This window comes from Verrucosispora sp. WMMA2044, assembly GCF_027497155.1.
GTDB classification, from domain to species: Bacteria; Actinomycetota; Actinomycetes; order Mycobacteriales; family Micromonosporaceae; genus Micromonospora; species Micromonospora palythoicola.
The window spans coordinates 3,447,086-3,469,376 of sequence record NZ_CP114913.1 but is presented as its reverse complement, the minus strand read 5'-3'; the positions used below and the strand labels follow the sequence as shown (position 1 = coordinate 3,469,376).

At 71.5% G+C, this 22,291-nt stretch carries 16 protein-coding genes; 3 read left to right on the top strand and 13 right to left on the bottom strand.

The genetic code is table 11. The features are described from left to right. Window positions 1-47: 47 nt before the first annotated feature. The 6 genes from O3597_RS15745 to O3597_RS15720 form a co-directional block, all read right to left on the bottom strand. Window positions 48-1,919 carry a nucleoside-diphosphate sugar epimerase/dehydratase gene (locus tag O3597_RS15745; protein ID WP_281601592.1) on the bottom strand — a complete coding sequence of 624 codons (1,872 nt, stop codon included), beginning with the start codon at window positions 1,917-1,919 and terminating at the stop codon, window positions 48-50. 170 nt (window positions 1,920-2,089) lie between these two features. After that, complete coding sequence (locus tag O3597_RS15740; RefSeq protein WP_164445313.1) at window positions 2,090-2,734, bottom strand: acetyltransferase; 645 nt, start codon at window positions 2,732-2,734, stop codon at window positions 2,090-2,092. Further along, window positions 2,731-3,879, bottom strand: a complete 1,149-nt coding sequence (locus tag O3597_RS15735; protein ID WP_281601591.1) for an aminotransferase class I/II-fold pyridoxal phosphate-dependent enzyme — start codon at window positions 3,877-3,879, stop codon at window positions 2,731-2,733. The genes O3597_RS15740 and O3597_RS15735 overlap by 4 nt, the downstream gene beginning before the upstream one ends. Beyond that, complete coding sequence (locus O3597_RS15730; RefSeq protein WP_281601590.1) at window positions 3,876-4,529, bottom strand: sugar transferase; 654 nt, start codon at window positions 4,527-4,529, stop codon at window positions 3,876-3,878. Before O3597_RS15730 ends, O3597_RS15735 begins: the two co-directional genes overlap by 4 nt. A gap of 182 nt (window positions 4,530-4,711) precedes the next feature. Beyond that, window positions 4,712-5,146, bottom strand: a complete 435-nt coding sequence (locus O3597_RS15725) for a hypothetical protein (protein ID WP_164445311.1) — start codon at window positions 5,144-5,146, stop codon at window positions 4,712-4,714. 279 nt (window positions 5,147-5,425) lie between these two features. After that, complete coding sequence (locus O3597_RS15720; RefSeq protein ID WP_281601589.1) at window positions 5,426-7,870, bottom strand: Tex family protein; 2,445 nt, start codon at window positions 7,868-7,870, stop codon at window positions 5,426-5,428. A 62-nt stretch (window positions 7,871-7,932) separates the two neighbouring features. On the opposite strand from O3597_RS15720, the gene dgt reads away from it, so the two are divergent. Beyond that, on the top strand, window positions 7,933-9,444 hold the full coding sequence (gene dgt / locus O3597_RS15715) for a dGTP triphosphohydrolase (RefSeq protein ID WP_281601588.1): 1,512 nt from the start codon (window positions 7,933-7,935) through the stop codon (window positions 9,442-9,444). A 36-nt stretch (window positions 9,445-9,480) separates the two neighbouring features. On the opposite strand, the gene O3597_RS15710 is transcribed toward dgt, so the two are convergent. The 6 genes from O3597_RS15710 to O3597_RS15685 form a co-directional block, all read right to left on the bottom strand. Beyond that, on the bottom strand, window positions 9,481-10,632 hold the full coding sequence (locus O3597_RS15710) for an MBL fold metallo-hydrolase (protein WP_281601587.1): 1,152 nt from the start codon (window positions 10,630-10,632) through the stop codon (window positions 9,481-9,483). A 52-nt stretch (window positions 10,633-10,684) separates the two neighbouring features. Continuing rightward, window positions 10,685-11,695 carry a serine hydrolase gene (locus O3597_RS15705; RefSeq protein WP_281601586.1) on the bottom strand — a complete coding sequence of 337 codons (1,011 nt, stop codon included), beginning with the start codon at window positions 11,693-11,695 and terminating at the stop codon, window positions 10,685-10,687. Between the two features lie 93 nt (window positions 11,696-11,788). Beyond that, window positions 11,789-12,970: a zinc-dependent alcohol dehydrogenase gene (locus tag O3597_RS15700; RefSeq protein WP_281601585.1), complete on the bottom strand. Its 1,182-nt coding sequence runs from the start codon at window positions 12,968-12,970 to the stop codon at window positions 11,789-11,791. Between the two features lie 170 nt (window positions 12,971-13,140). Then, window positions 13,141-13,902: a succinate dehydrogenase/fumarate reductase iron-sulfur subunit gene (locus O3597_RS15695; RefSeq protein WP_281601584.1), complete on the bottom strand. Its 762-nt coding sequence runs from the start codon at window positions 13,900-13,902 to the stop codon at window positions 13,141-13,143. Further along, window positions 13,899-15,836, bottom strand: a complete 1,938-nt coding sequence (locus O3597_RS15690) for a fumarate reductase/succinate dehydrogenase flavoprotein subunit (protein ID WP_164445305.1) — start codon at window positions 15,834-15,836, stop codon at window positions 13,899-13,901. Before O3597_RS15690 ends, O3597_RS15695 begins: the two co-directional genes overlap by 4 nt. Before the next feature lie 2 nt (window positions 15,837-15,838). Then, window positions 15,839-16,531 (bottom strand): succinate dehydrogenase cytochrome b subunit, encoded by a 693-nt coding sequence (locus O3597_RS15685; protein ID WP_281601583.1) that lies wholly within the window; start codon window positions 16,529-16,531, stop codon window positions 15,839-15,841. Window positions 16,532-16,608: 77 nt separating this feature from the next. Here O3597_RS15685 and O3597_RS15680 point away from each other — a divergent pair, with 77 nt between their 5' ends. Beyond that, entirely contained in the window at window positions 16,609-17,541 is a 933-nt protein-coding gene (locus O3597_RS15680) for a LysR family transcriptional regulator (protein ID WP_281601582.1), read from the top strand. Here the strand turns inward: O3597_RS15680 and hrpA are convergent. Further along, complete coding sequence (gene hrpA / locus O3597_RS15675; RefSeq protein WP_281601581.1) at window positions 17,538-21,605, bottom strand: ATP-dependent RNA helicase HrpA; 4,068 nt, start codon at window positions 21,603-21,605, stop codon at window positions 17,538-17,540. The two genes, O3597_RS15680 and hrpA, sit on opposite strands and share 4 nt — an antisense overlap. Before the next feature lie 304 nt (window positions 21,606-21,909). Between hrpA and O3597_RS15670 the strand changes: the two genes are divergently transcribed. Continuing rightward, window positions 21,910-22,290, top strand: coding sequence for a cytidine deaminase (locus O3597_RS15670; protein ID WP_281601580.1), 381 nt, complete (start codon window positions 21,910-21,912; stop codon window positions 22,288-22,290). The last annotated feature ends 1 nt before the right edge of the window (window position 22,291 follow it).

Here is a 22,291-nt window from a genome sequence, read left to right as displayed (position 1 = left end):
GATCCAAATGGGTCGCCGGCCCCTTTGACATTCCGTCAGGTACGGGATCAGCGGGGTGTGGGCAGCTCGACGACACCATCCTGGACCGGTCGGGCAGTTGGTTGGTCGCTGAGGCGGGCGAGTTCAGCGATGACCTTTTCCGGGTCGTCGAAGGGGTCGAGGCCGCTGACCTCCAGTGGATCGAGTGGGGGCACCGCGACGTGCGACACCAGCGGGTGCAGCGGGCGGGCGTCGGTCTCGCCGGTGCCGAGCAGGTCCTCGTGCAGCTTCTCGCCCGGACGCAGGCCGGTGTAGACGATCGGCACGTCGCTGCCGGCCTGCTCGGCCATCTGCCGGGCCAGGTCGGCGATGCGGACCGGCTCGCCCATGTCCAGCACCAGTGCCTCACCGTCGCGGCCGATCTCGGCGGCCTGGAGCACCAGGTGCACCGCCTCCTGCATGGTCATCAGGTACCGCGTCACCTCGGGGTGGGTGACGGTGAGCGGGTTGCCCGCCTCGATCTGCCGCTGGAAGGCGGTGACCACCGAACCCCGGCTGCTCAGCACGTTGCCGAAGCGGACGCTGAGGAAGGTGCCGGGGAAGCGTGAGGCGGCGTGCGCGGTCAGCCGCTCGGTGATCCGTTTGGAGTAGCCCAGGACGCTTATCGGGTCGGCGGCCTTGTCGGTGGAGATGTTCACGAACTTGGCCACGTCCTGGCAGGCGTCCAGCACCGACAGCGTGCCCCACACGTTCGTCTTCACCGCCTCGCCCGGGTGCCGTTCGAGCAGGGTGAGGTGCTTGAGCGCGGCGGCGTGGAAGATGATCTCCGGACGGCGTTCCCGGATTATCCGCCGGATCGCCTCGTCGTCGCGCAGGTCGGCCAGGATCAGCTCGGGCCCGTCCAGCATGGCCCGGCCGTTCAGCGACATCTGGAGCGCGTGCAGGGCCGACTCGTCGCGGTCGAGCATCATCAGCTCGCCCGGGTCGGCCTTCATCACCTGGCGGCACAGTTCCGAGCCGATCGAGCCGCCGGCGCCGGTGACCAGGATCCGCCGGCCGGTGAGGCCGTTGGTCCGTACCGCCATCTCGGCGACCACCTGCCGGCGGCCGAGCAGGTCGCTGATCCGTACGTCGCGTACGTCGGTCACGGTGATCCGGTGGTCGACCAGGTCGCGTACCGGCGGGAGCACCTTGAACGCCGCGCCGGTGTTCAGGGTGGCCTCCCGGATCTGCCGGATGAGCGCGGCGTCGGCGTTGGCGACCGAGAAGATCACGGTGGTGGCGCCGGTGCGGCGTACCGCCTCGGCGACGTCTCCGCGCCCACCGAGCACCCGGATGCCGTCGACGCAGAGGTTGCGCTTCTCCGGGTCGTCGTCGAGGGCCCCGACCGGCCGGTAGCGGCTGCGTGGGTCGGTGAGCAGCGCGTGGAGCAGTCCCTGGCCGGCGTCGCCCATCCCGAACAGCAGCACCGGGGCCGACGAGCGGACGTCCGGACGCAGGGCCAGGTCACGCCGGTGCCGGTAGGCGAACCGAACGGCGAGCATGAACAGCAGGGCGAGCGCGCCGCCGACCAGCGGCGTGCTCGCCGGCACCGGCCGTTCGCCAGCCGGCAGTACGCCGAGCAGGACGATCGCGATGGTGGTGAGGGCGGTTCCGGCCAGCCCGCGTACCTCCTGGAGGCTGCCGAGCGGGTGGCGTCCCGAGCGCACCCGGCGCGCCCCGGCCACCGCCACGTGCAGCCCGGCGGCGATCAGCCCACAGCCGGCGGCGCGGGTCAGTTGGGTGGTGGTCAGGGCGAACTCGTAGCGGGTCCAGGCGGCAGCGACGAACCCACCCACCCAGGCCGTGGCGTCGATGGCGAGAAACGCCAGGGTGCGCCATCGGGTCCTGCTCCGGCGCGCCGTCGGGTCCGGGTGCCGGCTGGTCTGTGTGTCCCGCATCTGCGGCTCCTGTGCTGTCGACCACTTCCGCCCGGGGCGAGCGGAAGGAGCAATACGCTCCTGTCCTTGTTACATGCCTTATGAGTGTTTTGTGGGCTTTTCGGGGATTGCTGGTTGATCGCCGCGGGCCTGATGACCAGCCGGGCCATCGCTGCTGGCCACCGGCCGGATCAGCGAGCTGGTACGCCCTTGACCACGACACCGGCGGGCACGTCCCGAACCACGCAGGCACCCGCGCCGACAGTGCTGTCCCGACCCACCCGCAGCCCCTGCAACACGGCGGCGGTGGTGCCGACGAGTACGCCCTCCGCCAGCCGACACTCCCCGGAGATCGCGGCCAGCGGATTCACCGACACGTGGTCGGCCAGCTCGCAGTCGTGTCCGACGGTGCAGTTCTGGTTGAGATGCACGTGCCGCCCGAGAGTGACGTTCGTGGTGACCCGCGCCCCGGCGAAGGCGACCAGACCGGGGCCGTGCCGCAGGTCCGGGCCGAGCGTGGCGTCGGGGTGTACGAGACTGGCCGCCGCTGTGTCGTACCGGTCGACCCGTTCGGCGACCGCGCGCCGGACCCGAGGGTCGCCGATACCGATGACGTGGTGGGTGTCGGCGGGCGCCTCGGCGAACCAGGACAGACCACCGAGAAACGGCACGTCGAGTCGCTGCACCCGCTTGAGGTTCACCTCGCTCGGCCGGTCGTCGACGAAGCCCAGGACCTGCCACCGCGGCAGGAGAGCGGCGGCGTTCACGGCACGGGTGATGGTCAGGACCTCCCGACCGTGCCCGCCGCATCCGACGATGACCAGGGGTACCGTCACGGTGCCGGAACTCCGGTCCGGGCGGCCAGGAACTCGTCGATCGCCGAGAGCACGGCGGTGACCTGCGCTTCGGTGAGGGCGCTGCCGCTGGGCACGGTCAACCCTTCGGCGTAGAGCCGTTCGGCGGCTCCGGTGAGCCGACTCTCCGCGTCGGCGTACGCCGGTTGCAGGTGCATCGGCTTCCACACCGGACGGGTCTCGATGTTCCGGGCGGACAGGTGGGCGGCCAGGTCCGCCGCGGTCCAGCCGGAACGGCGCGGGTCGACCCGGATGCTGGTGAGCCAGCAGTTGGAACCGGCGTCCTCGGCGCCGACCAGCGCGGCCCCGGGCACCGGGGCGAAGAGTTTGGCGTACCGGTCGCGCAGCCGCCGGCGCCGGTCGATCATCCCGTCCAGCCGGATCAGCTGAGCCCGCCCCAACGCCGCGAGCAGGTTGCTCAACCGGTAGTTGTATCCGGTCTCCCGGTGCTCGTAGTGCGCCACCGGCTCGCGCGCCTGGGTGGACAGGTGCCTTGCACGGTCGAGCAGCGCCACATCGTCGCCGACGAGCATGCCACCGCCGGAGGTGGTCATGATCTTGTTTCCGTTGAAGGAGAGGGCGCCCACCCGGCCGAAGGAACCGGCCGGTCGGCCGAGATGTGTGGCACCGAGCGCTTCCGCGGCATCCTCAATCACCGCGACGTCGGCGGCGGCGCAGATCGGCAGCAGCGCGGCGTAGTCGGCACAACTGCCGAACATGTCGACCGGGATCACCGCGCCGATCCGCTCCCCGCGCGAGCGCAGGTCCCGCAGCAGTTCAGCGACGAGGGCGACGTCGAGGTTGCCGGTGCGCGGATCGCAGTCGACGAAGACCGGTCGCGCTCCGGTGTAGCGGACCGCGTTGGCGGTGGCCACGAAGGTCAGCGTCGGTACCAGCACCACGTCTCCCGGGCCGACGCCGAGCCCCAACAGTGCCAGGTGCAGCGCGGCGGTGCCGGAACTGACCGCCACCGCGCCCCGGGTGCCGACCCGGGCGGCGACCTCCCGCTCGAAGGCGTCGAGATCCGGCCCGACCGGCGCCACCCACCCGGAGCGCAGCGCCGCGATCAGGTACGACTCCTCCAGCGGTCCGATGTCCGGCGCGGACAGGTGAATGGTGCCGGTCATCGTCGGCTGCCGAGGAACTCGGGCATGGTGGCGTTGCCGTCGGCCGAGATGCCGTCCCGGCGCAGCACCGTGCCGACGGTTGCGGCCAGGATCGACAGGTCGAGGCGGAGGCTGCGGCTGGTCACGTATTCCACGTCGAGCGAGAACTTGGCGTCCCAGTCGAGGCTGTTGCGTCCGCGTACCTGGGCCAACCCGGTGATGCCGGGGCGCACCTCGTGCCGACGCGCCTGGGTGGGGGAGTACCGGCTCAGGTACTGCGGCAGCAGCGGTCGGGGACCGACGAGGCTCATGTCACCCCGCAGCACGCACCAGAGCGTCGGCAGCTCGTCCAGACTGGTGGCCCGCAGCCAGCGGCCGAGCGGGGTGAGCCGGTCGGCGTCGGTCAGCAATCCCCGGGCCGAATCGGGCGCCCGCATGGTGCGAAATTTGATCAACTCGAACGGCCGGTCGTCTCGTCCGATGCGGCACTGCCGGAAGAGCACCGGTCGGCCCAGCCGTACCGCGACCGCCGCCGCGACCACCGCCATCAACGGCGCGGTCAGCAGCAGCAGCACGGTCGCGACGACCACGTCGAACAGCCGCTTGACCGGGTCGTCCGGCCGCGCGGGCCGGGGCGAGCGCGTCGGCGCGGTCACCGAGGATACGGGCACCGTTCTGACCTCCGTACGTCAAACGGTCATAGCAGACAAACGGGTTGTATCAGACTGAGCGCTCGTGATTTCGGAAAATGGCGACAGTCAACACGGATCCCGACACGTCAACCCGCGAGGACATGCAAAGGACACGCGTCCCGGCGCGCCGCGTCAGCTCGGGTGTGTCGCTCAGCCGCTGGTCAGAGGTCCGCGTCGGCCGCGTCGAGCCGCCGCTGCAACATGATCCGCAGCGGTAGCGACTCGCCGTCCCGAGCACCTTCGCCGACGATCAGCGGGGCCGGGTCGGGCTGCGGATCGGCACCGAGGAGCCGGGCGCGCAGTGAGCGCGGCACGGTCAGCAGGTGAAAACGACCGTGCACGTCGACCGCCCGGCTGCGCGCCCGGTCGATGTACCAGCCGTGCAGGCCGGTCCGGTAGCGGGCCCGGCCGTCATGCGACCGGGCGACGAGTCGGGTGGTGGCCAGGCCGCGCCGCCGCGCCTCGGCGACGAACGCGCTGACCAGTGCCGCCGCCTCCGCCTGCTCGGCCTCCCGGCGCCGCTGTGCGGCCGCCGCGTGCGCCAGCACCGCCTGCCGCTGCGTCTCCCGCCACTCCGCGCCGCCGTCGCTCCCCACCCCCCGACGGTACGCCCGCCGCCCGCCGCCCGCCGCCCTCCCCACCCCCTACCCCTGGCGCCGTCAGCAACTTCAGTGATGCTGCGGTCTCGCGACGGGTTGAGGCAGCACCATCCCCGAAGTTGTCCGATGTGTTGAACCCGGATCGGGGTGTGGGTTGGGGCCCTTTGCTCTGCTTCAACCCACGCACCAGCGGTGCAGCGGAACCGTTGCGTCCGTTGAAGCAGAGCAAAGGGCGCGAGGTGGTATATGGCTCGGCCGTTGACGAGAGGGCTCTCTCTAGAGCAGGCCGGCGCGGCGCAGCGCGTCGGCCATCGCGCCGTCGGCGGGTGCCGCCGCGCCGCGTCCCTGGCGCACCTGCCCGCCCTGCGCGCCACGGCCCTGGCCGCCCTGCCCGCCCTGGCCGGTACGGCCCTGTCCGCCCTGCCCGTCGCGGCCCTGGCCACTCCGACCGCCCTGGCCACTCCGACCGCCCTGGCCAGCGCGGTCCTGCCCGGCCGCGCCGTCCCGGCCGCCACCGCGTCCGGCGCCGGGCTCGGACTCGTCGTCCAGGCGCAGGGTCAGCGAGATGCGCTTGCGCGGTACGTCGACGTCCAGCACCTTGACTTTCACCACGTCGCCGGACTTGACCACGTCGCGCGGGTCCTTCACGAAGGTGCGGGACATCGCCGACACGTGCACCAGCCCGTCCTGGTGCACGCCGACGTCCACGAACGCGCCGAACGCGGCCACGTTGGTGACCACGCCCTCCAGCACCATCCCCGGCGTCAGGTCACCGATCTTCTCCACACCCTCGACGAAGGTCGCCGTCTTGAACTCCGGCCGGGGGTCGCGGCCCGGCTTCTCCAGCTCGGCGAGGATGTCGGTGACGGTGGGCAGGCCGAACGTCTCGTCGACGAAGTCGGTCGCGCGCAGCCCGCGCAGGATGGAACTCTTGCCGATGATCGACCGCAGGTCCTGGCCGGTGCTGGCCAGAATCCGGCGCACCACCGGGTACGCCTCGGGGTGCACGCTCGAGGAGTCCAGCGGGTCGTCGCCGCCGGGGATGCGCAGGAAGCCGGCGCACTGCTCGAACGCCTTCGGGCCGAGCCGGGCCACCTTCTTCAACTCGGCCCGGGTACGGAACGGACCGTTGGCGTCCCGGTGCAGCACGATGTTCTCGGCCAGCCCGGCACCGATGCCGGAAACCCGGGTCAGCAGCGGCGCGGAGGCGGTGTTGACGTCCACGCCGACGCCGTTGACGCAGTCCTCCACCACCGCGTCCAGCGACCGGGACAGCTTCACCTCGGACAGGTCGTGCTGGTACTGCCCGACCCCGATGGAGCGCGGGTCGATCTTCACCAGCTCGGCGAGCGGGTCCTGCAACCGGCGGGCGATGGAGACCGCGCCGCGCAGCGACACGTCCAGCCCGGGCAGTTCCTGGGCGGCGTACGCGGAGGCCGAGTAGACCGACGCGCCGGCCTCGGAGACCACGACCTTGGTCAGCTTCAGCTCCGGGTGCCGTTTGATCAGGTCACCGGCGAGCTTGTCGGTCTCCCGGCTGGCCGTGCCGTTGCCGATGGCGATCAGCTCGACCCCGTGCGCGGCGGCCAGCGTGGCCAGGGTGTGCAGCGAGGCGTCCCACTGCCGGCGCGGCTCGTGCGGGTAGATCGTGTCGGTGGCGACCACCTTGCCGGTGGCGTCCACCACGGCCACCTTCACCCCGGTCCGCAGACCCGGGTCCAGTCCCATCGTGGGCCGGGCGCCGGCCGGCGCGGCCAGCAGCAGGTCCCGCAGGTTGGTGGCGAAGACCCGGACGGCCTCCTCCTCGGCCGCCTGCCACAGCCGCATCCGCAGGTCCGCGCCGAGGTGGATGAGGATGCGGGTACGCCACGCCCAGCGCACCGTGTCGGCCAGCCACTTGTCGGCGGGCCGCCCCCGGTCGCTCACCCCGAACCGGCCGGCGATGGCGGCCTCGTAGCGGGTCGGCCCGCTGGCCACCGCGTCGACGTCGCCGTCGGTCTCCGGATCCATGGTCAGATCGAGTACGCCCTCCTTCTCGCCCCGGAACATGGCCAGGATGCGGTGCGAGGGCAGCTTCGGGTACGGCTCGGCGAAGTCGAAGTAGTCGGCGAACTTCGCCCCGGCGCTCTCCTGTCCCTCGCGTACCCGGGACACCAGCCGGCCCCGCGACCACATCTGCTCGCGCAGCGTGCCGATCAGGTCGGCGTCCTCGGCGAACCGTTCGATCAGGATGGCCCGCGCCCCGTCCAGCGCGGCGGCGGCGTCGGCCACCCCCTTGTCGGCGTCGACGAAGGTCGCGGCGGTCGCGCGCGGGTCCTGGGTCGGGTCGCCGAGCAGCGTGTCGGCGAGGGGCTCCAGCCCCGCCTCGCGGGCGATCTGCGCCCGGGTCCGCCGCTTCGGCTTGTACGGCAGGTAGATGTCCTCCAGGCGGGACTTCGAGTCGGCCGCCATGATCTGCGCTTCCAGGGCCTCGTCGAGCTTGCCCTGGGAACGGATGGACTCCAGCACCGCCGCGCGCCGCTCGTCCAGCTCCCGCAGGTACCGCAGGCGCTCCTCCAGGGTGCGCAGCTGGGTGTCGTCGAGCAGGCCGGTGGCCTCCTTCCGGTACCGCGCGATGAACGGCACGCTGGCACCACCGTCGAGCAGCTCCACGGCCGCGCGTACCTGGCGCTCGGCGACGCCGAGTTCCTCGGCGATCCGCTGATGAACAGAGAGGGTCACGATGTCGCTCCGCCTTCGGGTGTGGGTTCCGTGGTGCATTCTGCCGGGCTACCGTGGCGATCATGGAACCACCTGCGGACCCCCGGGCGCGCCGACTCTTCGGTGGCAGCGCGCGGGCCCTCGGCGACCTGGCGACCAGCCCGTTCCGGGCCGACCGGGACCGCATCGTCGGCTCGCCGTTCTTCACCCGGCTCGGTGGCGTCACCCAGGTGGTCAGCCCGGGCGGGTCCGGGCTGCTGGTGCACAACCGGCTCACCCACAGTCTCAAGGTCGCCCAGGTGGCCCGGGCGATAGCCGAGCGGCTCACCGCCGACGGCCAGCAACGCGACCTGGTGGAGAAGCTGGGCGGCTGCGACCCGGACGTGGTGGAGGCCGCCGCGCTCGCCCACGACCTCGGTCACCCGCCCTTCGGGCACCTGGGGGAGCGGGTGCTGGACCGGCTGGCCCGGCACCGGCTCGGCCTGACCGACGGGTTCGAGGGCAACGCCCAGTCGTACCGGATCGTCACCTCGACCGAGATCCGGGGCGCGGCGACCACTGGCCTGGACCTGACGGCGGCGGTGCGGGCGGCGATGCTGAAGTACCCGTGGACCCGGCTGGACCACCCCGACCCGCATCCCCGGACGATGGATCCGCCGCCGCGCGGCGCCACCCCGCCGCCGGACGACCCGGACAGCGGCTCGTTGAAGTTCGGGGCGTACCGCACGGAGCTGGACGACCTGCGGCAGGCGCGGGCACCGTTCGCCGGCCGGATCGCCGACTGGCAGCAGACCGTCGAGGCGTCGGTGATGGACACCGCCGACGACATCGCGTACGCCATCCACGACGTGGAGGACTTCTACCGGGTGGGTGTGCTCCAGCAGGGCGCGGTGGCCGCCGAGCTGATGGCCTGGCAGCGCGAGGGCGGCCACCTGCGGGCGATCACCGATTCCGCGCTGGCCACCTCGGCCCGTCGGCCCGGCTCGTCGATCGAGCGGCTGCGCCGCCAACTGCACCACAAGGACGCCTGGATCGCCGACGACGAGGCCTTCGCCGCCGCCGTCGAACACGTCCGGGAGGAACTTGTCGAGGGGCTGCTCGCGTTGCCGTTCGACGGTTCGATCGAGGCGGAGCAGTACGTGGCCCGCTTCTCCGCCCGGTGGACCGCCCGTTTCGTGGACGCGATCACCGTCGTCGAGCAGCCCGCCGTACGTTCCGGGCACGTGCTGCTGGCCTCGGCGCAGTGGCACGAGGTGCAGGTGCTCAAGTTCGTGCACCACCGGTTCGTGCTGGCCCGTCCCGACCTGGCGTTGCACCAGCGTGGTCAGGCGCGGCTGCTCGACACCCTGGTCGAGGCGCTGCGGGAGTGGCTGCTCGACCCGGAGGAGGAGTCCCGGCTGCCCCGGCGGCTGCACGACCTGGTGGAGCTGGCCGAGGCGGAACTGCATCCGCGTACCCCGGACCGGATCGGCAAGGCGCGCGGCCGGGCCATCGTGGACTTCGTCGCCCAGCTCACCGACGGTCAGGCGGTGGCGATGCTGGACGCGCTCTCCGGCCGCTCCGGCGCCCTCTGGACCGACGCCTTCGTCCTCTGAGGCGACCCGGCTCGGGTCCGTCGGGGCAGCGGCTACTCAGGCGATGGCCTGCCACCAGCCGTCGACCGGCGGCGGGTCGTCGACCACCACCCGCTCACCGGGGCGTGGCACGGCCAGCCGCACGTCGCGGGCCTTCGCCTCGGCCAAGAGCCGGTCCACCGGCTCGGACCAGTCGTGCAGCGCGAGGTTGAACGTGCCCCAGTGCACCGGCAGGAACAGCCCACCGCGCAGGTCCAGGTGGGCGGCGACGGCCTCCTCCGGGAACATGTGGATGCCGGGCCAGGCCCGGTCGTACGCGCCGATCTGCATCAGCGTCACGTCGAACGGCCCGTGCGCGGCGCCGATCTCGGCGTACCCGCCGAAGTAGCCGGAGTCTCCGGTGTAGTAGACGCGGCGCTGCCGACCGGCCACCACCCAGGAGCTCCACAAGGTGCCGTTGCGGCGCAGGCCCCGACCGGAGAAGTGCTGGGCGGCGGTGCAGGAGATTTCCAGCTCGGCCACCCGGTGGGTCTGCGACCAGTCCAGCTCGATGATCCGCTCCGCCGGTACGCCCCAGCGGTCGAGGTGGGCACCGACCCCGAGCGGCACCAGGAACGGCGCCGACTGCCGGGCGGTCAGTTCCCGCACCGTGCCCATGTCGAGATGGTCGTAATGGTCGTGCGAGATCAGGATCGCGTCGAGGCGGGGCAGTTCGTCGAGGCGTACCGGCGGTTGGTGCAGCCGGCGCGGGCCGACTGCCGTCGAGGGGGAGCACCTGTCGCTCCACACCGGGTCCAGCAGCACCCGTCGACCCTCGATCTCGATCAGGGCGGAGGCGTGGCCGTACCAGACGACGTTCAGCTCGCGCGCCGGGTCGATGCCGGTCTCGGCGGCCGGCCGCAGCAGTGGCACGGGTGCGCCCGGCCGACGCTTCTGCTTGCCGAAGAGCAGTTCCCGGAACAGGTTGCGGTCGGAGGCGGGCACCATCGTGCGGGTGTCCGCCCGGTTGTGGAAGGTGCCGTCGCGGAACTGTGGTGACCGGGCCGCCCGTTCGGCCCGCGCGCCGGCCAGCCGGCCGCCGATCGCGGCCGGCACGTTACGTGCGGCCCAGGCCGCGGTGGCGAGTCCGGCCACCGCGGCCAGGCCCGCCACCGACCCGGTGATTCGCCGACCGGTGGTACGTCCGCTCGGCTCGTTCGGCGCCCGCATGGTCCCCCCTCTGTTGATCCCCGAGGTCCACGGTAGCCGCCGCCGGCCGGGTTCAGCCGCCGTTGCTGGGGCGGTACAGGTGCTTGCGGTGGGTGGTGCCGGTGCCGCCGACACCGGCGGTCAGGTCCATGACCCGTCGGCCCCACCGGGCGCGTGCCTGCACGGCGGGGTGGGTGGCGCCGAAGTCGTCCGCGTCGGCCTGCCCGTCGGCGAAGAGGGCGTACGTCACCAGTGGCGCGCCGGCGGTGTCGAAGATCACTCCGGCTTCGTGGCGGGCGTCGGCGAACCAGCCCGCCTTGGTGGCGACGCGGGCCCGTTCGGCGGAGGACATCTCGCGACGTACCCCGTCGGTGAACGCCACCGGCGAGCGCAGCAGTCGCAGCACCCGGTCGGTCGAGGCGGGGGAGAGCAGGGTGCCGGCGACCAGCGCCCGCAGCAGGTCATGGGTCTCCCGGGGCGTGCTGGTGCCCAGGAAGAAGCGGTTCGGGTTGGCCACCGGCTGCACCTGCGTGTTCGGGAAGCCCTTAGCGACCAGGATCTGGTTGATCTCAGCGGCCGGGCAGACCAGCCCGCAGAGCCGGACCGCGGTGTCGTCGGAGACGGTCAGCAGGTTCGCCAGGACGTGGCCGACGGTCACCAGACTGGGGTAGGCGCCGTCCAGGCTGAAGATGCCGTCACCGCCGGTCACCACGATCGCCTCGGTCACCTCCACCTGGTGGTCGAGGGTGAGCAGGCCCCGGTCGACCTTGTCCAGCACCGCGACCGCCACGGCGATCTTGTTGACGCTGTACGCCTCGATCCGCAGGTCCGCCGACTCGTTCACCGCGACCAGCGGCCCGTCCGGACCGGCCAGGCTGACGTACGCCTGCCAGTTGCCGCCGGCCCGGCTGCTCACCCGGTGGAAGGCCGCGGCGATGCGGGCGGCGAGCCGTTCGCGGTCACTGCCCGCCTCGCCACCCGTGCCCGCCTGCTCGGTCGGGTCAGCGGCGGCGGGCATCGCGGTGCCGAACACGGCGCCGGCCGTCGCCACGGTGCCCAGGCCGAGCGCGGTCCTGCGGTCCATCCGAATGGTCACTCGTCTCTCCCGTCGGTGCCCTGGTGTGTCCAGGACACACCCTAGGCGGACGGATCGACGTAGGTGACCCCGTCGATGGGCTCACGGGGCGAGGACGACCTTCACACAGCCGTCCTGCTTCTTCTGGAACATCTCGTACGCCTGCGGCGCCTGCTCCAGCGGCAGCCGGTGGGTACGCAGGTCGGTCACGCCGAGCGGGTCGTCGTCGGTGAGCAGCGGGATGATCTCGTCGGTCCAGCGCCGCACGTGGCACTGACCCATCCGCACCTGGATGCCCCGGTCGAACATCTCCATCAGCGGCAACGGGTCGACCTCGCCGCCGTACACCCCGGAGATGGAGACGGTGCCGCCGCGCCGGACGGCCTTGAGCGCGGCCTTGAGCGCGACCAGCCGGTCCACCCCGACCTTGTCGATCATCGGCTGGGCGAGCTTGTCCGGCAGCAGCCCGGCGGCGGCCTGGCCGAGCTTGCCCAGCGGCGCGCCGTGCGACTCCATCCCGACCGCGTCGATCACCGCGTCCGGCCCGCGCCCGTCCACCAGGTCGATCAAGGTGCCGGGCACGTCGTCGAGTTGGGAGATGTCAAGCACCTCCACGCCGTGCCGGCGGGCCATCTCCAGCCGCTCCGGCACCACGTCGAGGCCGATCACCCGGTCCGCGCCGAGGTGGCGGCCGATGCGGGCACAGAACTGCCCGACCGGCCCCAGCCCGAAGACCGCCAGGGTGCCGCCGGGTGGGGTGTCGGCGTACTTCACCGCCTGCCAGGCCGTCGGCAGGATGTCGGAGAGGTAGAGCCACCGCTCGTCCGGCCCGTCGTCCGGCACCTTGACCGGACCGAACTCGGCGAACGGAACGCGGAGGAACTGGGCCTGCCCGCCGGGCACCGCGCCGTAGAGGGAGGTGTAGCCGAACAGCGCGGCGCCCTTGCCCTCGGCGGTGACCTGGGTGGTCTCACACTGGGCGTAGAGCTGCCGCTGGCACATCCAGCAGGATCCACAGGAGATGTTGAACGGCACCACCACCCGGTCGCCGGGCTTGAGGCGGGTAACCCCCGACCCGACCTCCTCGACGATGCCCATCGGCTCGTGACCGAGGATGTCACCCGGCTTGAGGTAGGGCCCCAGGACTTCGTACAGGTGCAGGTCCGAGCCGCAGATGGCGGTCGAGGTGATCCGCACGATCGCGTCGGTCGGGTCCTCGATCCTCGGATCGGGCACCTCCTCGACCCGTACGTCCCGCTTGCCGTGCCAGGTAAGTGCCCGCATGTCGCCCCCTAGTCGCCGCCGTCCCCGTAGCTGACCTGCTACCCGCGCCAGCGCCCCCTAACCGGCCTACCCCACCTCCCGCAAGGTTGATCATGAGGTTGGCGGCGGCTTGAAGATCAACAACTGCCGCCAACCTCATGGTCAACGGAGGAAATCCGGTCGGGGTGGGGTCAGGTGCCGGGGGTGTCGGCGCGGCGGGTGGTTGCCGTCAGGTAGTCGCGGTTGAGGCGGCCGATGGTGGTCAGCGGGATGCCCTTGGGGCAGACCACGGTGCACTCGCCGGCGTTGGTGCAGCCGCCGAAGCCGGCCTCGTCGTGCGCGTCGACCATGCCGATCACCCGGGTGTAGCGCTCGGGCTGGCCCTGCGGGAGCAGCGAGAGCTGGGTGACCTTGGCGGCGGTGAACAGCATCCCGGAGCCGTTCGGGCAGGCGGCCACGCAGGCGCCGCAGCCGATGCACGCGGCGGACTCGAAGGCGGCGTCGGCGTCGGCCTTGGCCACCGGTACGGAGTGCGCCTCCGGCGCGCTGCCGGTGGGCGCCGTGACGTACCCGCCAGCGGCGATGATCTTGTCGAAGGCGTTGCGGTTGACCACCAGGTCCTTGATGACCGGGAAGGCCCGCGCGCGCCACGGCTCGATGTCGATGGTGTCGCCGTCGGAGAACTGCCGCATGTGCAGCTGGCAGGCGGTGGTGCCGCGCTGCGGCCCGTGCGCGTCCCCATTGATCATCAGGCCGCACATGCCGCAGATGCCCTCACGGCAGTCGTGGTCGAAGGCGACCGGCTCCTCGCCCGCGAGGATGAGCCGCTCGTTGAGCACGTCGAGCATCTCCAGGAACGACATGTCCGGGGAGACGTCGTCGACCTGGTACGTCACCATCCGACCCTTGTCCTGGGGGCCGGACTGGCGCCAGATGCGCAGGGTCAGGTTCACTTGTAGCTCCGCTGCGTGGGGTGGACGTATTCGAAGTTCAGGTCTTCCTTGTGCAGCACCGAGGGCTCACCCGTGGCGGTGAACTCCCAGGCCGCGACGTACGCGAACCGGTCGTCGTCGCGCTGCGCCTCGCCCTCCGGGGTCTGGTGCTCGGCGCGGAAGTGGCCGCCGCAGGACTCCTCCCGGTGCAGGGCGTCGATGCACATCAGCTCGGCCAGCTCGAAGAAGTCGGCGACCCGGCCGGCCTTCTCCAGCGACTGGTTCAACCCTTCGCCGTTGCCCGGCACCCGGACCCGCTGCCAGAACTGGTCCCGCAGGGCGCGGATCTCGTCGATGGCCTTGCGCAGCCCGGCCTCGGAGCGCTCCATGCCGCAGTGCTCCCACATGATCTGGCCCAGCTCGCGGTGGAACGAGTCCACCGTCCGGTCGCCGTCGATCGCGAGCAGCCGCTGGATACGGTCCTCCACGTCGCGACGGGCCTCGACGGCCGCCGGGTGGGTCGCGTCGACCTTCTCGAACGGACCGGCGGCCAGGTAGTTGGCGACCGTGTTGGGCAGCACGAAGTACCCGTCGGCCAGGCCCTGCATCAGCGCCGAGGCGCCGAGCCGGTTCGCGCCGTGGTCGGAGAAGTTCGCCTCACCGATGACGAACAGGCCGGGGATCGTCGACTGGAGGTCGTAGTCGACCCAGAGGCCGCCCATCGTGTAGTGCACGGCGGGGTAGATCCGCATCGGCACCTCGTACGGGTCCTCGCCGGTGATCCGCTCGTACATCTCGAAGAGGTTGCCGTACTTGGCCTCGATGGCCTTGCGGCCGAGCCGGTCGATGGCGTCGGCGAAGTCGAGGTAGACCCCGAGCTTCGTCGGGCCCACGCCCCGGCCCTCGTCACAGACGTTCTTCGCGGCCCGGGAGGCGATGTCGCGGGGCACCAGGTTGCCGAAGGACGGGTAGATGCGCTCCAGGTAGTAGTCCCGCTCGTCCTCGCCGATGTCGCGGGGGTCGCGGTCGTCGTCCTTGGCCTTCGGTACCCACACCCGGCCGTCGTTGCGCAGCGACTCGCTCATCAGGGTCAGCTTCGACTGGTGGTCGCCGGAGACCGGGATGCAGGTCGGGTGGATCTGGGTGTAGCAGGGGTTGGCGAAGTACGCGCCCTTGCGGTGCGCCCGCCAGGTCGCGGTGACGTTGCAGCCCTTGGCGTTCGTCGAGAGGTAGAAAACGTTGCCGTAGCCGCCGGAGGCGAGCACCACGGCGTCGGCGAACTCCGTGGTGATCTCGCCGGTGACCATGTCCCGGACCACGATGCCCCGGGCCTTGCCGTCGACGACGATCAGCTCCAGCATCTCGTGCCGGGCGTTCATCTCCACGTTGCCCAGGCCGATCTGCCGCTCCAACGCCTGGTACGCGCCGAGCAGCAACTGCTGACCCGTCTGGCCCCGAGCGTAGAAGGTGCGCTGCACCTGCGCGCCACCGAACGAACGGGTGTCGAGCAGGCCACCGTACTCGCGGGCGAACGGCACCCCCTGGGCGACGCACTGGTCGATGATGTTGACCGAGACCTCGGCCAGCCGGTGCACGTTCGACTCGCGGGAGCGGAAGTCACCGCCCTTGACGGTGTCGTAGAAGAGCCGGTGCACCGAGTCGCCGTCGTTGCGGTAGTTCTTTGCGGCGTTGATGCCGCCCTGGGCGGCGATCGAGTGCGCCCGGCGCGGGCTGTCCTGGTAGCAGTACGACCGGACCCGGTAGCCCTGCTCGGCGAGCGTGGCGGCGGCGGAGCCGCCGGCCAGACCGGTGCCGACCACGATCACGGTCATCTTGCGGCGGTTGGCCGGGTTGACCAGCTTGGCCTCGAAGCGGCGGCGTTCCCACCGGGTCTCGATCGGGCCGTCGGGGGCCCTGGTGTCGGCGATCGGGTCGCCCTCGGTGAACAGATCCATGGTCAGGACACCAATCCGGTGAGTACGGCGAACGGGACCACGAGGTAGCCGGCGCAGAGCACGACGGCGAAGACCAGCGCCACCACCCGGGCCCGCTGCTCGCCGCGCGGGGTCTGCTGGCCCAGGCTGCGCAACGCGCTGAACACGCCGTGCCGCAGGTGGAAGCCGAGCGCGACGATCGCCAGGGTGTAGAAGGCCGTGACGTACCAGCGCTGCGGGGCGAAGTCGGCGACCACGTTGGCGTACGGCCGGGACGGGTCGCCGACCGGGTTCAGCGTGCCGGTGGTCAGGTCCAGGATGTGGTAGATCACGAAGAGCAGGATGATCACGCCGCCCCAGCGCATGGTGCGGGCCGCGTAGCTGCCGCGGACCTTCTTGCGGTGGGCGTAGCGGACCGGACGGGCGGCGCGGGCCCGCAACGCCAGCACCGTGGCGGCCCAGATGTGCAGCAGCACCGCCGTCAGCAGGCCGACCCGTTGGATCCACAGGAACCCGGCGCTGGGCAGCAGCGGGACGCCGATCTCGCGCAGCCAGTGCGCGTAGTGGTCGAACGAGGACGCGCCCGAGAAGATCTTCAGGTTGCCCAGCATGTGGGCGATGAGGAACAGCACCAGCAGGATGCCCGTCACCGCCATGACGGCCTTGAGGCCGACATTCGATCGGATGGGCGACCGGGTTCTCGTCGTGACTACCACTCGACCGACGCTAGGAGGACTTCGATCAGTCGTCCAATGCATCGACACCGCAGTCTTGATAGTCATAAGCTATGTAGATGCAGCTCCATCAGCTGAAGTACTTCGTCGCGGTGGCCGAAGTACGACATTTCACCCAGGCGGCCGACATCGTGGGCATCACCCAGCCGTCGTTGAGTAAGCAAATTCACGCGTTGGAGGACACCCTCGGCGCACCCCTGTTCGAACGGGTAAGGGGCAACATAACGCTGACCGCGGCGGGCGAGGTGCTGCTGCCGTTGGCCACCCGGATCCTGGCCGACGTCGAGACCGCCACCCGGGAGGTGCAGGAACTTGTCGGCCTGCGGCGCGGCCGGGTACGCCTCGGTGCCACCCCCAGCCTCGCCACCTCGCTCGCCCCGCCGGTGCTGCGCCGGTTCCGCGACGCCCACCCCACCGTCGACCTGCGGATGGAGGAAGGCGGCTCGCAGGACCTGGTCCGTGACCTGCTCCGGGGCGACCTCGACCTCGCACTGATCATCATGCCCGCCCAGGGCACCGACGCCGGCCTGCGGGCCGACCCGATCCTCACCGAGAACCTGGTGGTCGCCTCGGTCGACCCGGTGCCCACCGCCACCCCCGGTGCCGAGCTACGCATCACCGACCTGCGCGACCAGCCGATGGTGATGTTCCGCGAGGGCTACGACCTGCGCGACGCCACCCTCCAGGCGTGCCGGGGCGCCGGCTTCGAACCGACCCTGTCGGTGGACGGCGGGGAGATGGACGCGGTGCTCAGCTTCGTCGAGGCCGGGCTGGGCATCGCCGTCGTACCCGGCATGGTGGTGGCCCGCCGGGCCGGCATCCGCGTCACCCGGTTGGCCCCACCCGGCGTCCGCCGCACCATCGCCGTGGCCCGCCGCCGCGACGCCGTGCCCACCCACGCCGGCCGCGAACTACGCCGCATCCTGCTCGACTACGTCCACACCGCCACCGCCACCGCCCAACTCCCACCCGGCGTCGAGCCCCTGCCCTAGCCGTTCTCGGCGTCGTCCATGGTGCGGTAGATGCGTTGTTCCGAGACGGGGTAGGGGGTGCCGAGGGCCTGGGCGAAGATGCTGACCCGCAACTCCTCGATCATCCAGCGGATCTGGCGGACCGCCGGCGACGAGCGTCGCGCCGCGGGCAGGGCGGCCAGGAACTCGTCGTACTCGCGCTGCACCACCGCGACGCGGTCCTGCTGCTGCTTGTCCCGCGCCGGGTTGCCCGGCAGCCGGTCCAGTCGACGCTCGATCGCGGTCAGGTAGCGCAGCAGGTCGGGCAGCCGGGCGTACCCGGCCTCGGTGATGAAGCCGGCGTGCACGAGGCCGGTGAGCTGGTTGCGGATGTCGGCCAGGGCGGCCACCACGGCCAGGTTCCGCGTCGCGCCGAGGCGCTGCTGCACCGCGTACGCGGTGGCGAGCACCGCCCGGACCCGGTCCATCACCGCCACCACCGTGTCCACCAGCTCGGCCCGGACCTTCTCGCGCAGCGCGGCGAAACCCGCCTCGTCCCAGGCCGGCCCGCCCGCGTCGGCGATCAGCTTGTCGATCGCCGCGCCGGCCGCATCCTCGATCAACGCCTGCACCCCGCCGTGCGGGTTGCGGGACAACGCCAGCTTCGCCTCGTTGGTCAACCGGCCCTGGAGGAACTTCGCCGGGGACGGCACGGTCAGCCGCAGCAGCCGACGGGTGCCGGCCCAGTGGGCGGCCTCCTGCTCGGCCGGGGAGTCGAACACCTTCACGCCGACCGTGGCGCCCTCGTCCACAAGCGCCGGGTAGGCGGTCACCGCGTACCCGGCCCGTACCTGCTCGATGGTGGGCGGCAGCGTACCGATCTCCCAGCCGGTCAGCCCCGATCGGGCCACCTCCGGCGCGGCGGCGGCCACCACCTGGCGTACCTCCGCCTTGAGCTGGCGTTGCAGGGCCGGCAGGTCCTTGCCCTCGGCGACCGGTTTGTCGTCGTCGCCGAGCACCCGGAAGGTGACCCTCAGGTGCGGCGGCAGCTTGCTGAGATCCCACGCGTCCCGGGGTACGGTCACCCCGGTCATCCGCCGCAGCTGCCGGGTCAGCGCGTCCAGCAGCGGCTCCTCGCCGACGGTGATCGCGGCGAGCGCGGCGAGCGCGGCTCGGGCGTAGTCGGGGACCGGCACGAAGTTGCGCCGTACCGGCTTCGGCAGTGACCGGATCAGCGCGACGACCAGCTCCTCGCGCAGCCCCGGCACCTGCCAGTCGAAGCTTTCGGCGGGCACCTGGTTGAGCAGCGGCAGCGGGATGTCCACCGTCACGCCGTCGGTCGGGGTACCGGGCTCGAACGTGTACGTCAGCGGCAGCGCCACCCCGTCGGCCCGCCACTGGTCGGGGTAGTCGGCCTCGTCCAGCCCGCCCCGACCCGCGTTGACCAGCAGCTCCCGGGTGAAGGTGAGCAGCTCGGGCCGCTCGCGGCGGATCTTCTTCCACCAACTGTCGAAGTGCCGCCCGGAGACCACGTCGGCCGGGATCCGTTCGTCGTAGAACTGGAAGATCGTCTCGTCGTCGACCAGGATGTCGCGCCGCCGGGCCCGGTTCTCCAGCTCCTCGATCTCGGCCAGCAGCCGCTGGTTGTCCCGCCAGAACTGGTGGTGGGTGGACCAGTCGCCCTCGACCAGCGCGTGCCGGATGAACAACTCCCGGCTCAGCGTCGGGTCGATCCGGCCGAAGTTGACCTTGCGCGAGGTGACCAGCGGGACGCCGAAGAGGGTGACCTTCTCGTACGCCATCACCGCCGCCTGCTTCTTCTCCCAGTGCGGCTCGCTGTAACTGCGCTTGACCAGGTGCTGGGCGAGCGGCTCGACCCACTCCGGCTCGATCCGCCCGTTCACCCGCCCCCAGAGCCGGGAAGTCTCCACCAGCTCGGCGGCCATCACCCAGCGGGGCGGCTTGCGGAACAGCGCCGAGCCCGGGAACAGGGCGAACTTCGCCCCGCGCGCGCCCAGGTACTCGTGCTTCTGCGCGTCCTTGAGGCCGACGTGCGACAGCAGGCCGGGCAGCAGCGACTGGTGCACCTTCGGTGTGTCGATCTCCTCCGGCAGGTCCGCGCCGCCCTGGCGCCGCCCGCCGCCGTCGGGCGCGGCGTCCGGGCCGCCCCGCTGGCCGCGTCCCCGGTTCCTGTCGTCAGGGGTACGCAGCACCTGGCGCAACTGGCTGACGATGTCCTGCCACTCCCGGACCCGCAGGTAGTTGAGGTACTCGGCCCGACACATCCGGCGGAACGCGCTGGAGGAGAGGGCCCGCTGCTGCTCGCGCAGGTACCGCCAGAGGTTGAGGTACGCGACGAAGTCGGATTCGGCGTCGGCGAACCGGGCGTGCGCCTGGTCGGCCTGGGCCTGTTTCTCCGCCGGCCGCTCGCGCGGATCCTGGATGGACAGGGCCGCGGCGATCACCATCACCTCGGTGGCGCAGCCGTTGCGTTCCCCCTCCAGCACCATCCGGGCCAGCCGGGGGTCGACCGGCAACTGGGCCAACCGTCGGCCGAGAGTGGTGAGCCGTCTCGTCGGCTCGCTCTCGGCCGGGTCGAGCGCGCCCAGCTCGTGCAGCAGGTTGACGCCGTCGGTGATGTTGCGCCGGTCCGGCGGGTCGATGAACGGGAACGCCGCGATGTCGCCCAGGCCGATGGCGGTCATCTGGAGGATGACCGAGGCCAGGTTGGTCCGCAGGATCTCCGGGTCGGTGAATTCGGGACGGGATTCGAAGTCCTGCTCGTCGTAGAGCCGGATGCAGATGCCGTCCGAGGTACGTCCGCAGCGACCCTTGCGCTGGTTGGCGCTGGCCTGCGAGATCGGCTCGATCGGCAGCCGCTGCACCTTCAGCCGCTGTGAGTAGCGGGAGATCCGGGCGGTGCCGGGATCCACCACGTACTTGATGCCGGGCACGGTCAGCGAGGTTTCCGCCACGTTGGTGGCCAGCACCACCCGGCGTCCACCGTGCGGGGCGAAGACCCGGTGCTGCTCGGCGACGCTGAGCCGGGCGTACAGCGGCAGGATCTCGGTGCCGAGCAGGGACCGCTTGTTCTGCACCAGCTTGCCCAGCGCCTCGGCGGTGTCCCGGATCTCCCGCTCACCGCTGAGGAAGACCAGGATGTCGCCCGGCCCTTCGGCGGCCAGCTCCTCGACGGCGTCACCGATGGCCTGGACCTGGTCGCGGACGTTCTCCTCGTCGGCATCCTCCTCGTCGCCTCCGGCGACCTCGACCAGCGGCCGGTAGCGCACCTCGACCGGATAGGTCCGGCCGGAGACCTCCACCACCGGTGCCGGCTCGCCGTCGGGATGCTCGGCGGTCGGTGGCCCGGCGAAGTGTCGGGCGAACCGGTCGGTCTCGATGGTCGCCGAGGTGATGATCACCTTGAGGTCGGGGCGGTGCGGCAGGAGCTGCCGGAGGTACCCGAGAATGAAGTCGATGTTGAGGCTGCGCTCGTGCGCCTCGTCGATGATCAACGTGTCGTACTGGCGCAGCATCCGGTCGGTCTGCAACTCGGCCAGCAGGATGCCGTCGGTCATCAGCTTGACCAGGCTGTTCTCGCTGACCTGATCGGTGAAGCGCACCTTGTAGCCGACCACGTCACCCAGCTCGGTCCCCAGCTCCTCGGCGATCCGGTCGGCCACCGTACGCGCGGCCAGCCGCCGGGGCTGGGTGTGCCCGATCAGGCCGCCGATGCCCCGCCCCAGCTCCAGGCAGATCTTCGGCAGCTGGGTGGTCTTGCCCGAGCCGGTCTCGCCCGCCACGATCACCACCTGGTGGTCGCGGATCGCCGCGGCGATGTCGTCCTTGCGCTCACTGACCGGCAGACTGGCCGGGTAGACGATCTTCGGGACCGCCGCTTTCCGCCGCTCCAGCCGACCCTCCGCCGCAGCCGTCTCGGCGACGATCTCCGCCAGCACCGATTCGCGGCGCCGCGGATCGCGGAGCTTGCGCAGCCCGTCGAGCCGACGGCGCAGGTGACGCTGGTCGCGGAACATCAGCGGAGACAGTCGACGCTGCAACTCGCCGACGGGATCGGTCGCGGCGGGTGAGGCTGGATTCTGCATGTCGTGGCCAAGGATAGGCAGCCGCCCGCCGGTCCGCCTCCTGGTTACCCACGCCGTGCCCGGGGCCGGTCGCGCTGGCCGGGCAGGACCGGCTGGGTTGGGTCGGCCGGGGCTGGGCGGGCCGCGCTGGCCGGCCGGGCCGAGGTTCACCGCCGTGCCGCACGCTCTGCTTCAACCGGCGCAACGGTTGCGGCCTGAAGCCGATGCGTGGGTCAAAGCAGAGCAAGGGAGGCGGTGAAGTGGCGCCAGCGCGGTGGCGGTCTATCGTTGATCGCTGAGCTGGGAGCGGAACGTGGGGACGCCGATGACGATGCGGGACACCGATCGCGCGCTGGTGCAGGCGGCCAGCGCGGTGGCGAAGCTGCGTTGCCGCAGCACAACCCACACTCTCGCCACCGCGGCTCGTACCGCCGACGGTCGGGTCATCTCGGCGGTCAACGTGGTGCACGCGACAGGCGGGGCCTGCCCCGAGACGGTTGTGGTTGGTACCGCCGCCACGCAGGGCGTGGGCGAGCTGGAGACGATCGTCACGGTCGGCGACCGCGGCCGGTCCCTCGTCACCCCCTGCGATGCCTGTCGCCAGCTCCTGGCCGAACGCTATCCGGCCTTACGCGTCATCCTCGGCAACCCCGAGGATCCGAAGGTCGTGCCCGTCACCGACCTGACCCCACCCGCCCCTCACTAGC

What these genes read in the sequence shown, in the direction of transcription:
- dgt (WP_281601588.1), top strand. Translation starts at nt 7,933, where the DNA reads ATGGAACCACCTGCGGACCCCCGGGCGCGCCGACTCTTCGGTGGCAGC.
- O3597_RS15735 (WP_281601591.1), bottom strand. Translation starts at nt 3,879, where the DNA reads ATGACCGGCACCATTCACCTGTCCGCGCCGGACATCGGACCGCTGGAG.
- O3597_RS15705 (WP_281601586.1), bottom strand. Translation starts at nt 11,695, where the DNA reads ATGGACCGCAGGACCGCGCTCGGCCTGGGCACCGTGGCGACGGCCGGC.
- O3597_RS15700 (WP_281601585.1), bottom strand. Translation starts at nt 12,970, where the DNA reads ATGCGGGCACTTACCTGGCACGGCAAGCGGGACGTACGGGTCGAGGAG.
- O3597_RS15710 (WP_281601587.1), bottom strand. Translation starts at nt 10,632, where the DNA reads ATGCGGGCGCCGAACGAGCCGAGCGGACGTACCACCGGTCGGCGAATC.
- O3597_RS15670 (WP_281601580.1), top strand. Translation starts at nt 21,910, where the DNA reads ATGACGATGCGGGACACCGATCGCGCGCTGGTGCAGGCGGCCAGCGCG.
- O3597_RS15690 (WP_164445305.1), bottom strand. Translation starts at nt 15,836, where the DNA reads ATGGATCTGTTCACCGAGGGCGACCCGATCGCCGACACCAGGGCCCCC.
- hrpA (WP_281601581.1), bottom strand. Translation starts at nt 21,605, where the DNA reads ATGCAGAATCCAGCCTCACCCGCCGCGACCGATCCCGTCGGCGAGTTG.
- O3597_RS15680 (WP_281601582.1), top strand. Translation starts at nt 16,609, where the DNA reads ATGCAGCTCCATCAGCTGAAGTACTTCGTCGCGGTGGCCGAAGTACGA.
- O3597_RS15745 (WP_281601592.1), bottom strand. Translation starts at nt 1,919, where the DNA reads ATGCGGGACACACAGACCAGCCGGCACCCGGACCCGACGGCGCGCCGG.